This window comes from Halomonas sp. IOP_14, from assembly GCF_021021315.1.
GTDB classification, from domain to species: Bacteria; Pseudomonadota; Gammaproteobacteria; order Pseudomonadales; family Halomonadaceae; genus Vreelandella; species Vreelandella titanicae.
This window is the reverse complement of sequence record NZ_JAINWD010000015.1, coordinates 1-15173: the sequence shown is the minus strand read 5'-3', so window position 1 is coordinate 15173 and position 15173 is coordinate 1. Positions and strand designations below refer to the sequence as shown.

12 protein-coding genes are annotated in these 15173 nt (G+C 53.4%); 6 read left to right on the top strand and 6 right to left on the bottom strand.

The window, feature by feature from the left end:
- Positions 1 to 8: 8 nt before the first annotated feature.
- From K7H09_RS12680 to K7H09_RS12655, 6 genes are all read right to left on the bottom strand, one after another.
- Positions 9 to 512 (bottom strand): hypothetical protein, encoded by a 504-nt coding sequence (locus K7H09_RS12680; protein WP_138801483.1) that lies wholly within the window; start codon positions 510 to 512, stop codon positions 9 to 11.
- A gap of 95 nt (positions 513 to 607) precedes the next feature.
- Positions 608 to 1864, bottom strand: coding sequence for a DEAD/DEAH box helicase (locus K7H09_RS12675; protein ID WP_009286911.1), 1257 nt, complete (start codon positions 1862 to 1864; stop codon positions 608 to 610).
- Between the two features lie 272 nt (positions 1865 to 2136).
- Positions 2137 to 2643 carry a helix-hairpin-helix domain-containing protein gene (locus K7H09_RS12670; RefSeq protein ID WP_022523272.1) on the bottom strand — a complete coding sequence of 169 codons (507 nt, stop codon included), beginning with the start codon at positions 2641 to 2643 and terminating at the stop codon, positions 2137 to 2139.
- Positions 2644 to 2708: 65 nt separating this feature from the next.
- Positions 2709 to 3293: a PqiC family protein gene (locus K7H09_RS12665; RefSeq protein ID WP_022523273.1), complete on the bottom strand. Its 585-nt coding sequence runs from the start codon at positions 3291 to 3293 to the stop codon at positions 2709 to 2711.
- A 10-nt stretch (positions 3294 to 3303) separates the two neighbouring features.
- Positions 3304 to 4989, bottom strand: coding sequence for an intermembrane transport protein PqiB (gene pqiB, locus K7H09_RS12660; RefSeq protein WP_039859017.1), 1686 nt, complete (start codon positions 4987 to 4989; stop codon positions 3304 to 3306).
- Complete coding sequence (locus K7H09_RS12655; protein ID WP_027957441.1) at positions 4982 to 6355, bottom strand: paraquat-inducible protein A; 1374 nt, start codon at positions 6353 to 6355, stop codon at positions 4982 to 4984. Before K7H09_RS12655 ends, pqiB begins: the two co-directional genes overlap by 8 nt.
- Positions 6356 to 6700: 345 nt before the next feature.
- Here K7H09_RS12655 and K7H09_RS12650 point away from each other — a divergent pair, with 345 nt between their 5' ends.
- The 6 genes from K7H09_RS12650 (at position 6701) to K7H09_RS12625 (ending at position 14797) form a co-directional block, all read left to right on the top strand.
- On the top strand, positions 6701 to 7678 hold the full coding sequence (locus tag K7H09_RS12650; RefSeq protein ID WP_141441030.1) for a calcium/sodium antiporter: 978 nt from the start codon (positions 6701 to 6703) through the stop codon (positions 7676 to 7678).
- Positions 7679 to 7953: 275 nt separating this feature from the next.
- Positions 7954 to 9369 (top strand): cytochrome ubiquinol oxidase subunit I, encoded by a 1416-nt coding sequence (locus K7H09_RS12645; protein ID WP_141441031.1) that lies wholly within the window; start codon positions 7954 to 7956, stop codon positions 9367 to 9369.
- Between the two features lie 2 nt (positions 9370 to 9371).
- Positions 9372 to 10373, top strand: coding sequence for a cytochrome d ubiquinol oxidase subunit II (gene cydB / locus K7H09_RS12640; RefSeq protein WP_009286907.1), 1002 nt, complete (start codon positions 9372 to 9374; stop codon positions 10371 to 10373).
- Positions 10374 to 10376: 3 nt separating this feature from the next.
- Entirely contained in the window at positions 10377 to 12050 is a 1674-nt protein-coding gene (cydD, locus tag K7H09_RS12635; RefSeq protein WP_141441032.1) for a thiol reductant ABC exporter subunit CydD, read from the top strand.
- The gene (gene cydC, locus K7H09_RS12630) at positions 12047 to 13777 is read left to right on the top strand and encodes a thiol reductant ABC exporter subunit CydC (RefSeq protein WP_141441033.1); all 1731 of its coding nucleotides are present in this window, start codon (positions 12047 to 12049) and stop codon (positions 13775 to 13777) included. The genes cydD and cydC overlap by 4 nt, the downstream gene beginning before the upstream one ends.
- Positions 13778 to 13804: 27 nt before the next feature.
- The gene (locus tag K7H09_RS12625) at positions 13805 to 14797 is read left to right on the top strand and encodes an adenosine deaminase (protein ID WP_027957439.1); all 993 of its coding nucleotides are present in this window, start codon (positions 13805 to 13807) and stop codon (positions 14795 to 14797) included.
- Positions 14798 to 15173 lie beyond the last annotated feature (376 nt).

Below are 15173 nucleotides of genomic sequence, written 5' to 3'. Positions count from 1 at the left end.
ACTAGTGCTTATTTGAGGTGGGGACGCAAGTCTCCGCGAACGGCATCGAGTAGCGTAATGAAGTGGTAATCCTGGGGAGTATCCAGGCAGTCGACCCTGACGTTTGTGCGCATGCCTTTATCCATATTCAACTGGTCAAATATTTCTAAAGTAAGCTTGCGAGCAGGTTTATCGCCCGGCGCCATGATGCCATCTTCAAGGGTAAAAGTTTCAAGCAGGGTGACACGTACGCGGGTGCTATTGCCTTCGCTCAGTACTCGGCGTACAAAAAGCCAGCCTTCGCAGGGGAGGGCGTGGTTGTCATCCCGTTGACGCAAGAAAATCGTGCGGTAGCAGGCCCCTTCGGTCGAGGCCTTTTCAGCCATACTGCGGTAGGCTTGAAGCACCTGATTAGCTGACGCACGGGCGTCCTCTAAACGCTGCACGATCCCTTGATGTTCGCGGCTGAGCTGCTCTTGACGTTGGAACGTCAGCCATTGGCGATACTCGGCCATCAGTTGAGAAGACGCCATAATCACTCCGTGAAAAGTATTGGCTAAAATAGCTGCTGGAAACAGCGGCTTGGAATATGCAAAGGCGACACCTTCGCATATTCCTGCGCTCTGAGCTAGCGCCGCGCGCGGCGTTTACGCTCGCCGCCGGTATTGGCACTCTGGCCTTCGGGCTTGCGTTTGGCGCGAGGCTGACGTTGGTTGCGTCGACCATTCTCGATGGGCTCAGGTTTGATACTGGGGTCGGGCTCAAAGCCAGGTTCAATGTGCTTTGTTAGCTTCTGCTTGATTAGCCGCTCAATATTGCCCAGCAGGGCATCTTCATCGACACACACCAACGAAACGGCTTCGCCATTGCTGCCCGCACGGCCGGTGCGGCCAATGCGGTGGACATAATCTTCCGCCACGTTGGGTAGGTCAAAATTGACGACGTGGGGCAACTCATTGATATCCAGGCCGCGAGCAGCGATATCGGTGGCCACGAGTACCTGCAGGTCGCCGCTCTTAAATGCCGTTAGCGCGCGAGTGCGAGCTCCCTGGCTTTTATTGCCATGGATCGCCATGGAAGGGATGTCCTGCTTGGAGAGCTGCTCTGCAAGGCGGTTAGCGCCATGTTTGGTGCGCGTAAATACCAGAACCTGGAACCAGCCGTTCTGTTGAATTAAGTGAGCCAGCAGTTCGCGCTTCTTCTCGCGGTCGACACGGTAAATAGCCTGCTCAATTTTGTCGGCTGTGGCATTCCGTGGCGCTACCTCAATCATCGCCGGGTTATCCAGCAACTGTTGTGCCAGGGTTTGGATCTCGTTAGAGAATGTCGCCGAGAACAACAGGTTTTGGCGCTTTTTAGGCACCAGGCGCAGCAGGCGCTTAATGTCGTGAATGAAGCCCATATCCAGCATACGGTCAGCTTCATCAAGCACTAAAATCTCAACGCAGGAGAGATCCACATGCCCCTGCTGGTGAAGATCCAGCAGGCGGCCAGGGGTAGCTACAAGTACATCCAAACCGGCTTTTAGGGCATCGATTTGAGGCTGCTGGCCAACGCCACCAAAAATAATGTGGGAGCGCAGTGCCAGATGTTGACCGTAGGTCGACACGCTTTCGCCTACTTGAGCGGCAAGCTCACGGGTAGGGGTTAGCACCAGTGCACGTACCTGACGCTTTGTAGGTCGTTTGCCGGTATTTAGACGTTGCAGCATTGGCAGCGTAAAACCAGCGGTTTTACCCGTGCCGGTTTGGGCGCTGGCCAGCATGTCACGACCTTCTAGTACGACGGGGATAGCCTGTCGTTGTATCGGGGTAGGCTCGGTGTAACCTTGCGCTGTAACAGCGCGTAATAAATCGGCGTGCAGGCCAAGTTCAGAAAAGCTCATGCGTTCTCCGCAGTCACCTAGTGAGTTAATACCGGTAAGTGGCTGTTATCACTAGATGTAATGTTCAAAAAGCGAGGTTGATTCACCTTCGCGGCAGCGAAGTGTGCCAGATAATTCAGTGTGCCGCGATGGTCGTTGGGTAGCCGTGGATGACCGTGACAGGAGACGTGAAGGTTATAGCGCCAAGCAGCACTATCATTCTGGTGTGCACGGACACACCAGAAAACTACGTGTCAGTAATAAGCCGAGTAGTGTAACACGGTTATAGGGCCTCAGCTTGTTTCGCTGAATCGTTCCAGCGATGGGGCCTGGGCATGCAGTGGGATTAACCGCGCTAAAGTAGCCGCAGGCAAATCAAGCTGGGCCACTTCCTTGGGGGCTAATGTAAAAAAGTGCTCAGGGGTGAAAACACCAAGTTGAAACAGTTGGCGGGCCGTGGCTGGTCCTATGCCGTCGAGCCCCAGTAGTTGTCGCGCAAAGAGGGTGAGAAAACGACTGTTTTGCTGTTCATCAAAATCGACGCTAGCCATTTGATAATAGTGCCCAGCTTGAATAGTAATAAACTGCTCAATGCGCTGAAGCGCGGCTAGCGTTGTGGCATCGTGAGCCTGGGCTGCTAACTGATCGCGCAGAGCATCGTGGCTATTTAAAGCCGTTTCGAGGACTCCTTGAGTCGGTTCGCCCTCAAGCAGTGCCGTTACGGTATGCATTAGGGCGTTAATGGCATCGCGTAGTTGTTCAGCGGGCAGACCCGTGGTCTGGCTTGGTTCAGCTGGCATATTGACATCCCTGAGAGGGTTAGCATTAAGCGTAGTGCAGCAAACTCAGTTTAGAAAAGCACTGATTAATCAAAATAATCGCCCTGACGTATTTTAGTGGCGATAAGTTCGGCAGCTTGATCCCAGCTATCACTTAATGCACGCACCAGGGCGGGATAGCCATCTTCTGCAAGAGGCGTTTCGGCATAGAAAGTTTCCATCTCTAACAGCTCGCCGGCATCGTTTAGCAATTGCCATTGGCCGCTAGCCACGGCGATACCATCAAAGCGGCCCTGGAATTGATCTACGTTCAGGCGCAGGGTGAGGGCGTTGGATTGATCACCTTCACCACGCATAACCCTAAGTGTTGGCAACGCTTTGGATAGATTGGCGCGCACTCTCCGCTCTAATTGCCTGCCTAAGCCTTCTGCCCACTGGTGTTCCCGAGCGGCATTCAGTGTAATGTCGTCTAGCTGCATCACAATGCCGTCGACATCCAGGTAGTGGGCTAGCCGTGGTGCGCTCACTATAAGCGTACCCTCGGGCTGGCGGGGTGTGCTAGCCAATGGGTCGCTTGGCAGCATATAGCGAGCGGGGGGCGTGACACTGCTGGCGCAGGCGGATAGCAACAAGCAGATCAGCAGCAGTGAATATCTCATCCATGTAAACATCGTTCGCTCCTTAATCACGTGGCGCACGCGGTATGGGGTCTTGAGCATCCAGATTATCAAACAACAGTGCTCTGGGATTGTCGTTGAGCGTGCGAGTCAAAGGCTGCAGGTCACGCATCAAGCGATCCAGTCGCTCAATGGCGGTTGTCAGCTCTTGATAGGCCGGCGATGACGGCGATAGCCCCTGTAGCGTGCTGCGCAATTCCTCCAGGGTTGCGTTGAGGTTGCCGCCCACAGCCTGGGTTTCAGGATCATTGAGCAATTGATTAAGAGAGGCGCTCACGTCGCGAACCTCATTCAGCATGCTCTCAGAAGCTTGAAGGTTACTATCCAAACCGGTTAACAGCGGTTCAACCTCAAGGGCGTTTAGTTTCTCAAGTAGATCGGTTACCTGGGCCTGTATCTGAGCAAAGCCGCCTGCTACGGTGGGGAAGACATCTCGATCTGAGAAGCGCTCGGCGACATACTCATCGGCAAGGTCGCGGTGGAAGTTCAAGTCTACAAACAGAGCGCCCGTTAACAGGCTGCCACTTTTTAGCGAGGCGCGTAGTCCGAGGCCGAACATGCGTTGGAATCTCGCCTTCCACTCTTCCAGGTTAATATCGCTATTTTCGATCCCTAGGCGCTGAGGTTCGACTCTGATCAGTACGGGGATGGCAAAGCGTGCCCGTGAGTCGGGCTGCGGAGCGGTAAAGTTCCAGGGTACGGCGGCAACGGTGCCCATGCGTACCCCGCGAAACTCTACCGGTGCGCCTTTGGAGAGTCCGCGTACCGTTTCATCGACCAGCAGTACATACTCCAAATAACGATTAAAGGTTCCTTCCCGAGCGGCATCCTCATCAGCGTAGAGAGTGAACCGTGTGTTGGCTTCAACCGGCTGACCCATGGGCAGATCTTCGGGCACGCCGAAAGTAACGCCGCCACCCAGCAGCGCTTCCAATGACTCAACGTTAACCCGAACGCCGTCGGCGTCTAAGCGGAAATCGACACCACTAGAGGTCCAGAAGCGAGTGCTGTCGGTGACTAAGTCTGTATATGGCTCCTCAATAAATAGCTGATGTTGCATGGTGCGTGACTCAGGCTCGAAACTATTTTCTTCGATGCGTCCCACGGTGTAGCCCTGATAGGAGACCGGGTCACCGACGCGTAGTGAGTTACCTAACTGGCTCGTCAAGCTAAGACGCAGTCCCGCTTGGCCAGCGGGTGCAACAGGGGGGATATCGCTAACGGGGAATTCTCGCCGTGGTGCTTCCTCTGTGCCTGGCTCAAGCTGTATATAAGCGCCAGAGAGCACGGTACCCAACCCACTAATACCTTCACGGCCAATGCGCGGTTTAACCACCCAAAAGCGGGTATCTTCGCGCAGAAGGTCCTCCACTTCCGGCTGAATACGAGCGGTCAGCACTGCATGGGAAAGGTCGTCAGACAGGCGCACGCTTTGTACGCGGCCTACTTCAACATTACGGCTGCGAATCAGCGTATTGCCCGCCTCAATGCCCTCAGCACTCTCCATGGTCAGCGTCACCTGGGTTCCACGACTAGCGTAATTGTCGTAAACCAGCCATAACCCAATAGCAATCGCGACGATCGGTACCACCCAAATGGGCGATAATCTGGTCTGGTGCGATATTTTGGCCTTATTTAGCTCCTGATCGTTAATCGGGTCAGTGTTTGACGATTCTGTTTCGTTAGCCATCAACAGGTTCCTTGGTGGCCGCTTTACGGCGAAGAAGAGGGTGACGATGTGGAAGAGGGGTATCCCAAATTAAGCGCGGGTCAAAGGTCATTGCTGCAAGCATGGTTAACACAACCACGGCGCCGAAGGCGAGCGACGCAGGGCCTGGCGTAATTGACATCAGGGAGCCAGCGCGAATCAGTGCCACTAAGATAGCCACCACGAAGACATCAACCATTGACCAGCGACCAATAAATTCTGTTAGACGATACAGCCGCGTGCGACTTTGAGCATTGAGCGCACTGCTACGCTTAACCACCAAACAAAGCCAAGTTAGCGCAACGAGTTTGCCTACAGGTACGATAACACTGGCGATAAAGATAACCGCTGCGATTGGCCAGGAGCCCATCTGGATCAGTTGAACAACACCGCCAATAATCGTTGAAGGCGAGGAGTTGCCTAGGCTAGTAGTGGTCATAATGGGGTAGATATTGGCTGGAATATACATAATGGCAGAGGCGCCCAGCAGTGCCCAAGTGCGCTGCAAACTGTTAGGAAGACGCTGGTGAAGCTTTTCATGGCAGCGAATGCAATGCCCACGGCCCTGGGGCGATAGGCGGTTAATCAGTCCACAGGTTGGGCAGCCGGTCAGCCCTTGTTCACCAGCGGGTAGGCCTGTCCGGGTACCTTCGGGAGCCAGTGGTTCTCCCTCAAGCGAGAACCACATCCAATCGGCATCCAGGGACTGACTTGTCATCAGCAGCAGCAGCGCAAATGCACAAAACGCCCAGAAGGAGATACCTATTTCCACATCGGCCAGGCCCGCTATTTTTATCAGGCTCACCAAGGCGCCAATAATAAAGACATCGGCCATCATCCACGGCGTTAAATGCGCCAGTGAGCGTGCAATATCGCGACTAAAGGGCAGGGGGCGATCGCGAAGTAGTCCAAATTGAAGCCAAAGAACGCCAAGCAAATACACGGCTGGCAGCACCACTATGGTCATAATAACGGCGATAGCCACCACGGGTTGGTGAAAGCCAATCAGTGTGGTGGCGGTCTGGGTCAGCTCGATGCGGTTGCTTACTCCGCTGACCGTAAAGCTAATAAACGGAAACGACACTGCCAGCATTAGTGCGACAAGCGAGGCGATGGCCAGGGCCATACTGCGCTGAGCGGGGTAGCGATGGCGCTTAACCAACACGTGAGAGCAGCGTGGGCAGCTTGCTTTCTCGCCAGAATTTAACGGCGGTAGCGCGGATACCCAGTCGCATTCGTGGCAGGCACGCAAACGCCGTCGCTGAGTTCTAACCTCAGGCGGCAAGCTGTCAACAAGGGGGGCGTTGACGGGCAGTGGACGGCGCTTAATCAATTTTTGTGGGCGCAAAAACCAAAACTCTCAGTGCGAACCCCTAGCAAAACTACTAGGATGTGGCGGATTAAGCATGTCAAACACGCATTTTAGCAAGTCTATGTCACTGAAATAATGTTTAAAAACATAGTCTGGCCGCTTGACCAATGGGTTAGTTTAGACAACGATGCTGCGGCGCAATGGCGAACAGTTAGATTCGACCTGATTGGCCGCGTACTTCCGCGTCAGGTTTACGTGCTAGTTTCGCCATATAGTGGCAGGCATTGCTAGTAATAGCATCTTACTGCCGTTGCAATGAAGTGTTGCTCAGAAGCACAACCTATAAAACAGTACCGATCATTATGTCATGAAGGAAATGAAATGTTGCTTCCCACATTAGCAGTTGTAGTTGGATTGATCTTACTGGTTTGGAGCGCTGAGAAATTTATCGACGGCGCGGCGGCAACCTCTCGTTGGCTTGGTTTGTCACCCCTATTGATCGGTATGCTGGTGATTGGGTTTGGTACTTCGGCGCCGGAAATGATGGTATCCGTGCTGGCGGCGCTGGATGGAAATCCAGGTTTGGCGGTGGGGAATGCTTATGGCTCAAATATTGCCAATATCGGTTTAATTCTCGGCTTGGTAGCCCTTGTTGCACCACTGTCGGTGCACTCTAGCGTTATCCGTAAAGAGATGCCGATATTGATGCTGGTCATGTTAGCAACGGGCCTAATGCTGCTGGATGGATTCGTCGCGCGTTGGGAGGCCGTTTGCCTGTTGCTGGCATTGGTTGTCTTTATCGTTGTGAGCATTCTGCGTTCTCGCAATCAGTCCGACGATGCGCTGGTATCTGAGGTCGCTGAAACCCTGGATAGCAAGCCGATGTCTCGCGGTAAAGCCATCATGTGGACGCTGGTGGGGTTGGTGCTGCTTATCGCTAGTTCGCGGCTTCTGGTGTGGGGAGCCGTTGAAATTGCACTGCGCTTTGGTGTGAGCGATTTGATTATTGGTTTGACCGTAGTCGCCATCGGGACGTCGCTCCCTGAGCTTGCTTCCTCGATTACTGCCCTGCGTCGAAAAGAGCACGATATGGTGCTAGGCAACGTGGTTGGGTCTAACCTGTTTAATAGCTTGGCGGTGGTCGGCCTCGCCGGTGTCATTGCGCCGATTGAGGCGGGGCGAGAGGTGCTCGTGCGCGACTGGAGCGTGATGACCGGTATGACGCTGCTGATGATCCTGTTTGCGTTTTCTTGGCGTGGTCGCCCGCGGCGCATTAATCGCTTGGAGGGGGGGATTCTGCTGGCGCTGTTTGTCGCGTACACCAGCTATATGGTCAGCGTCGTTATTATGTCGCGATAGTGCCTACTTTGCCATACCGCACCGCAAGGGTAATTGGTGCGTCAATGCGACCCATCTTGGACATCCGGCTACTGTAATACAATGGCTGTCCAAGAGGGGCGCTAGTGACGGAAGCTAAGTTGCGTGAAGCAAAGTAACGCAGGAATAGTAGTGTAAAAAACTAGCGTAAAGAAATAAGCTTAGTGCTTATAACTAAAAGTGCACTGCCATAAAGGCTCAACTAAGCTTGTGTTAGCCCATTGATGGGATATCGATTCAGGTCTTAGGAGAGTGAAATGGAACTTGATCCGCTGGTTTTATCGCGATTGCAATTTGCATTCGTTGTGTCGTTTCACGCTATCTTCCCCGTATTTACGATTGGTCTAGCGTCTTATATTGCGCTGCTCCATGGTCTGTTCTTCACAACGAAGAACCCTGCATGGGATCGCCTCTCGCTATTCTGGACAAAGGTGTTTGCCGTTGTCTTTGGGATGGGGGTGGTATCAGGCATCGTTATGTCATTCCAGTTTGGCACTAACTGGAGCAACTTTTCCCAGGCCTCTTCGAATTTCCTCGGCCCCATGCTCAGCTATGAAGTTGTCACCGCGTTCTTCTTAGAGGCAGCCTTCCTGGGCGTCCTGCTATTCGGCCGCGGTAAGGTGCCTCAAGGGGTTCATTTATTTGCTGCCATTATGGTGGCGGTGGGCACCTTTATTTCTTCTTTCTGGATTCTATCCGCTAACAGCTGGTTGCATACCCCTGCGGGCGTAGAGTTAGTTGACTTCCGCTTCCACGTGACCTCCTGGAGCGAGGCGATCTTTAATCCGTCGTTTCCTTACCGCTTTATGCATATGGCCGTTGCATCATTCTTGACCGGTGGCTTCGTTGTCGCTGGGGTGAGTGCTTGGTTTCTGTTGCGCGATCGAGACCCGGAAGCGAATCGCCGAGCTCTCTCTATGTGCCTCTGGCTGCTGCTTTTTTTGGCACCGACTCAGGCCGTCATCGGCGATTTTCATGGCATAAACACCCTGGAGCACCAGCCGACTAAAGTGGCTGCCATGGAAGGGCACTGGGAAACCTCTGGCAATGTGCCGCTGCTGCTGTTTGCCATTCCTGACCAGGAAGCACAAACCAACCACTTTGAGCTGGCTATTCCGAACTTGGCCAGCATTATCTTGACTCACTCTGTTGATGGGGAGGTGCCGGGGATTAGTGAAGCGGCGCCTGAAGAGCAGCCGCCAGTGCTAATCGTCTTCTGGGGCTTCCGAGTTATGGTAGGGATTGGTCTGCTAATGATTGCGGTGGCGCTGACGGGGCTGGTGTTGCGCCGCAAAGGGCGTATCTATGACAAACGTCTATTCTTAAAAGGCCTGACGGCAATGATTCCCATGCCGTTTGTGGCTGTTTTGGCGGGCTGGATCGTCACAGAGTCAGGCCGTTCTCCTTGGTTGGTGTACGGCATGATGACCCATGCCGAGGGCTTAACCCCGTCGCTCACCGGCCCTATGGCGCTGTTTACGCTGATTGGCTATGCCTTGGTCTACGGCGTGGTGTTTTACGCGGGCATTTATTACCTCACCCGTGTGGTGCGTAACGGCATGCTGCCGGAAGAGGAACGCGAAACCACCGACGAGAACTTCAAGCGCCCCATGCGGCCTATGTCGGCGGCGCATACACCTTTTGATGATGACGTTGACCCGGTGAGGAGCTAGACATGGAAATGTTTGATCTAACGTTAGTTTGGGCCTTCATTATCGGTTTCGGCATCATGATGTATGTGCTTATGGATGGGTTTGATTTGGGGTTGGGTATTCTCTACCCCTTTGCTCCGGATGAAGATGCTCGGGATGTGATGATGAATTCGGTGGCGCCAATTTGGGATGGCAATGAAACATGGCTAGTGCTCGGCGGGGCCGGACTATTAGGCGCCTTCCCGCTGGTTTATTCGGTGTTTTTGCCTGCACTTTACATCGGCGTTTTCTTAATGTTGGCAGGCTTGATATTCCGTGGCGTTGCCTTTGAATTTCGTTTCAAGTCACGCCGTAACAGGCGCTGGTGGAACCGCGCTTTTTGCTGGGGGTCGGCGGTTGCCGCCTTTGCGCAAGGTGCCGTTGTAGGGGCCTATATCCAGGGTTTTCCGGTTGAAGATTTTGCCTATGTGGGCGGCGCCTTTGACTGGCTAACGCCTTTCTCTGTGCTAACGGGGCTTGGCTTGATGGCAGGTTATGCGCTGTTAGGGGCGACTTGGCTGATACTGAAATCAGAGGGACATGTACAGGACTGGGCTTATAAAATCACTCCGCTGCTGCTGGCGCTGGTACTGTTTGTTTTCGCCGTGATTAGTCTCTGGACGCCGTTTGTGAATCCTCTGGTCTGGGAGCGCTGGTTCGGCAATATTCAATTGATTTGGGTTTTTCCATTTGCTGCCTTGGCTTGTGCTTTTGTGGTTTTTCGTTCGGTGCAAAAACGGCGTGAAGGGGTGCCTTTCCTGGCCACTATCGGCATTTATGTCTTCACCTATTTAGGCCTGATCGTCAGTAAATGGCCGGTGATCGTGCCGCCGGATTATACGCTGTGGGATGCGGCTTCTTCGCCGGAGTCACAGCTGTTCCTGCTGGTAGGTATGGTATTCGTTATCCCGATTATATTGACCTATACCGCCTGGACCTATTGGGTGTTCCGCGGCAAGGTACGTGTAGGCGAGGGATACCACTGATTCATGGTAACTGAAGACACGCTTTCTCTTACGCCGCGCAGTTGGCTGCAAGCGTTGGCTAAGGGAGAGCGTAAACGCCTGCTTGGTTCAGCGCTTTGTGGCGTGTTGGCAGGTAGTCAAACGATAGTCGTGGTGGTTGGGCTTGCGTGGCTTATTGATCAGCTAGTGGTGCATCATCGATCACCCATTTCTCTATTACCGATATTTTCCCTTCTGGTGGGCAGTGTGCTGTTACGCGCTGCCTTTCAGTGGGGGCATGAAACATTAAGCCTGGAGGCGAGCCTGCGAATTCGACAGCGTGCCAGAGCTCAGCTGTTGGATAAACTGTCTGCCTTGGGCCCGGTGTGGCTTACCAATCAGCATAGCGGCTCGCTGGCAAATCAGGCGGTTGAGCATATAGATGCGCTGGAAGGTTATTTTGCGCGTTTTTACCCTCAACTGCGCATTACGTTCTGTTTGCCGCTATTGATTCTGGCGGTGGCGGGTTGGCTGGATTATCTGGTGGCGCTGTTCCTGCTGCTTTCTGCACCGCTTATTCCACTTTTTATGGCATTGGTTGGCATGGGAGCTGAGCGCCTTAATCGCGACCAGTTCGTTGCGGTATCGCGATTGTCAGCGCATTTTATTGACCGTGTGCGCGGTATGACCACACTGCAGCTTTTTGGCCGTACGTCAGCCGCACAGCAGGATGTTTGGTATGCCACGGATGGTTATCGGCGTCTTAGCATGCGTACCCTTCGGTTAGCTTTTCTCTCATCAGCGGTGCTGGAGTTTTTTTCCTCGGTCGCGATTGCGGTTGTGGCTATGTATGTCGGTTTCGGCCTGCTGGGCTATATCGAGTACGGGCCGGCAACATCGTTGACGCTTTTTTCGGGCTTAGCGGTGTTACTGCTCGCGCCTGAATTTTTCCAACCGCTGCGCACGCTTTCTCAGCATTACCATGATCGCGCGGCGGCACTCGGTGCCGCCGAGAGCGTGGTGAATATCCTCAATCAGCCAAGTTTGGTGAGTGGGCATCACTATATGGCTCCGCGGTCAGATAGGTCGGCCATTGAGTTAAAGGCTGCTTGCGTTGCTTATCCTAGCCGTGGGCAAGTGATAGGCCCTATCGATCTCACCATTCAGCAGGGTGAGGTAGTGGTGCTTAGCGGTGTCTCCGGTAGCGGCAAGTCAACGCTGTTAGCGCTGCTCGCGGGCTTTATCGCCCCAAGCGCTGGCAAGTACCTTCGACAAGAAAGTAGCCGCTATGCCTGGCTGGATCAGCAGCCCTGTCTCTTGCACGGCAGTTTGATCGATAATCTACGTTTGGCGGCCCCCGAAGCTTCCCGTGAAGAAATGCTCGCCGCACTGCATCGTGCTGGTTTTGGGCTGCTGTTAACTCAGCTACCCGAGGGTCTGGATACGTTAATCGGCGAGCGTGGGGTAGGGTTATCGGGTGGCCAAGCTCAACGCCTTGCCCTCGCGCGAGTGTATCTTAGCAATGCACCGTTGGTGCTCTTAGATGAGCCGACGGCGAGTTTAGATCAAGAGACAGAGCAGTTCGTGATGGCTGCTTTGCTTGAGCTTGCCCAAGAGGGGCGCACCCTGGTCATAGCGACCCACCATCCGGCCGTGATTGCCGCCGCTCAACGCCATCTAGCTTTTGAACAGGGTGAACTGGTAGAGGTGGCCTCATGATGACTATTTACCGTGACTTCCGCCCTTGGCTGCTGCTCTTAGTGCGCCGCCGCAGGCGCTTTTTGGTGGGCGCCTTGTTGGTTTGGGTCACCCTGATAGCCGGGCTTGCGCTGCTGGGGTTGTCGGGTTGGTTTATTACCGCCAGTGCTCTGACCGGTATCGCCCTGGCTCTGGGTATTCCCGCGCGACTTGATGTTTATATCCCCGGTGGCGGCATTCGCTTCTTCGCTTTGGCGCGCACCCTTGCGCGCTATGTCGAGCGTCTCTATAACCATAATACGGTGTTAACGCTGCTTGCCGACTTGCGTTATCGGGTATTTGGCCATTTAACGCGCTTTGACGATGCTCGCTTGCACGGTGAGCGTGCCAGCGACTTGCTGAGCCGTTTAACGGCTGATATCGACACCCTGGATAATTTTTATCTGCGACTCTTGGTGCCACCATTGGTGGCGCTGCTTGGTGTAGTGACTGTGTCGCTTTTTGTGGCTATTTGGTTGCCCGGTATTGCCGTGCTGATGGCGGTGACGCTGGGCTTGCTCTGGCTAGTAGCGACCTTGTTAGCGGCTGCCTGGGGATTTTCGCAAAGCTATCAGCAGGTGGTTGACCAGCAGTCGCTGCGCCGCCTAGTGGTCGACCAAGTACAGGCCTCGGCCGAGTTGATGAGCTATCAAACGACCCAGTGGCACCGGACGATGATTGCGACTCAAGAGCAGCAAGCGTTCGGCAATCAGCGCCGCTTGGGGCGTAAGGCGGCGCTAATAAACTGCCTGGTGAGTGTCATAAGCGGATTAATGGTAGTGGCAGTTGTGTGGTTCGCTAGCCTGGTATTTAGCCAGCAGCTGGTCACGGGCCCTGTTTTGGTGATGGTTGCATTGATAGTGCTGGGGGTGAATGAGGCGTTTATCGCACTACCTGCTAGCTTTATCAAGCTGGGCGCTAGCTATGCAGCGGTGCGTCGGTTAAATGCGCTAACCAGCGATTCATCGTCGGCTGCCCCTGTTGTTACGCTACCTGAAGATGTTGATCTCAGCGTTCAGGTTAATCAGCTCTCTCTGCGCTATGCGCAAACATTAGAGCCCGCGCTAAGGTGTATTAATTTTCAACTACCCGCTGGAAAGCGAGCGGTGATTACCGGCAATTCTGGTGCCGGAAAATCGTCTTTAGCCAGTGTGTTGATGGGACGCTTACAAGCAACTCAGGGTGAGGCGATGGTGGGTGGCGTGCCAGTGTGGCAGCTCTCGGTCGAAAGCCGTGCTAATCACTTTGCTATGCTCACTCAGCAGGTGGATCTGTTTGATGCCTCTATTGCTGAGAACCTGCGTATTGCCAACCCCACCGCAAGCGATGAAAACCTCTGGGAGGTATTGAAGGCCGTTGCCTTGGATGGTTGGGTTGAGCAACTGCCGAAAGGCTTAGCCACGTCGGTGGGCGAAAAAGGCCAGCAGCTATCGGGTGGTCAAGGTCGGCGTTTGGCATTAGCACGGCTAATGCTTTGCAGTCCTCAAGTGGTGATTCTTGACGAGCCATTTGCAGGCGTTGATGCGGTGACGGCAAACCACCTTGCAGCTTCCCTGGATCAATGGCTGCTTAATCGAACGGTTATATTCTTTGTCCATCAAGTTGGTTCACTGAACCCATTGCCGGGGGTCGAGTACCACTGGCATTTAGATGCCGGTAGACTTAGCCAGTTCGCACTTAAAGAATCGGTAATGAGCGATATTGATTAATTGATAAGAGATAGCCAGGAGCCCTCCATGCACGAATTTTTACGCAATCTTCCTAAAGTAGAGCTCCATTTGCATATCGAAGGCTCGCTGGAACCAGAGCTAATGTTTGCACTAGCACAGCGTAATGGGATTGAGCTGCCCTATACGACAGTTCAAGAAGCCAAAGATGCTTACCACTTCAATGATCTGCAGGGGTTCCTGAATCTCTATTTTCAGGGCATGAGCGTGCTGCGTAACGAGGAAGATTTTTACGACCTGGCGATGGATTATTTCAAGCGCGCGCGGGAGGAGGGTGTTGTGCATATCGACATGCACTTTGACCCCCAGGCGCACCTACAGCGTGGTGTGCCGCTTGAAGTGGTAATGGCTGGGCTATTAAAAGCTAAGCAGGAGGCAGAGGATAACCTCGACCTCTCTATCGGCATGATTATGGCTTTTCTCCGCGACCGTCCCGCAGAGGAGGCGTTGCATGTACTTGAGCAAGCCGCTCCCTATTGGAAAATGCTAGATGCCATCGGTCTGGATAGCGCTGAACAAAACAACCCACCGGTAAAATTTGTTGAGGTGTTTAAGCGCGCTAAGCAGCTTGGGCTTGTGCGCGTGGCCCATGCCGGGGAGGAAGGCCCCGCAGACTATATTAAAGAAGCCCTGGATATCCTTGATGTTCAGCGCATTGATCACGGGGTGCGCTGTTTAGAAAGTGATGTGCTAGTTGAGCGTTTGCGCAGTGAACAGATTGTTCTAACGGTTTGCCCACTTTCAAACGTCAGCTTAAAGGTAGTAGAGGATTTGCGTGATCATCCGCTGCCCAAGCTTTTGGCTGAAGGGCTCAAAGTAACCATTAGTTCGGATGACCCCGCCTATTTTGGTGGCGGTATGTTGACCAATCACATTGCTTGTGCCGATGCGTTTGACTGGGATGAGGCGGTTTTTCGTCAGATAACCCGCAACGCCATTGAGGAAGCCTTTACTAGCCCAGGCCGACGCGAAGAACTTCTCGCTCGTTTAGCTGGGGTATAGCATTACAGCGCCTAGTCACACAGACTAGGCGCTGTTTTAATCAGATGCAGTGCTAGGTTTTTACTCATAAATATTCAAATCGCTGTTGACCCTGGCGGTGAATCGGGTAGTATACGCACACGTCAACGGGGCACGGCCTCATCGACTAGCTCTTTAACAATTTGATCAGGTAATTCATGTGGGCGCTTGCTGATGTTGGTGACAAATCACCAAATATCAAGGCAAGCGGTCATGAGAACGACAGTTTTTAAACGAAAGTTTTTAAACAACAGTTGAATGAATTCGTTTGAACCTTGAGCCAAGTTTGATCCGCTTTTGTTGCCCTCGGGTGACATGTAAGGATCACATAGATCTTAAACTGAAGAGTTTGATCATG

Bases quoted from the DNA above. Each gene is read 5' to 3' on its own strand.
- K7H09_RS12680 (WP_138801483.1), bottom strand. From the start codon at position 512: ATGGCGTCTTCTCAACTGATGGCCGAGTATCGCCAATGGCTGACGTTC.
- K7H09_RS12675 (WP_009286911.1), bottom strand. From the start codon at position 1,864: ATGAGCTTTTCTGAACTTGGCCTGCACGCCGATTTATTACGCGCTGTT.
- K7H09_RS12670 (WP_022523272.1), bottom strand. From the start codon at position 2,643: ATGCCAGCTGAACCAAGCCAGACCACGGGTCTGCCCGCTGAACAACTA.
- K7H09_RS12665 (WP_022523273.1), bottom strand. From the start codon at position 3,293: ATGTTTACATGGATGAGATATTCACTGCTGCTGATCTGCTTGTTGCTA.
- pqiB (WP_039859017.1), bottom strand. From the start codon at position 4,989: ATGGCTAACGAAACAGAATCGTCAAACACTGACCCGATTAACGATCAG.
- K7H09_RS12650 (WP_141441030.1), top strand. From the start codon at position 6,701: ATGTTGCTTCCCACATTAGCAGTTGTAGTTGGATTGATCTTACTGGTT.
- K7H09_RS12645 (WP_141441031.1), top strand. From the start codon at position 7,954: ATGGAACTTGATCCGCTGGTTTTATCGCGATTGCAATTTGCATTCGTT.
- cydB (WP_009286907.1), top strand. From the start codon at position 9,372: ATGGAAATGTTTGATCTAACGTTAGTTTGGGCCTTCATTATCGGTTTC.
- cydD (WP_141441032.1), top strand. From the start codon at position 10,377: ATGGTAACTGAAGACACGCTTTCTCTTACGCCGCGCAGTTGGCTGCAA.
- cydC (WP_141441033.1), top strand. From the start codon at position 12,047: ATGATGACTATTTACCGTGACTTCCGCCCTTGGCTGCTGCTCTTAGTG.
- K7H09_RS12625 (WP_027957439.1), top strand. From the start codon at position 13,805: ATGCACGAATTTTTACGCAATCTTCCTAAAGTAGAGCTCCATTTGCAT.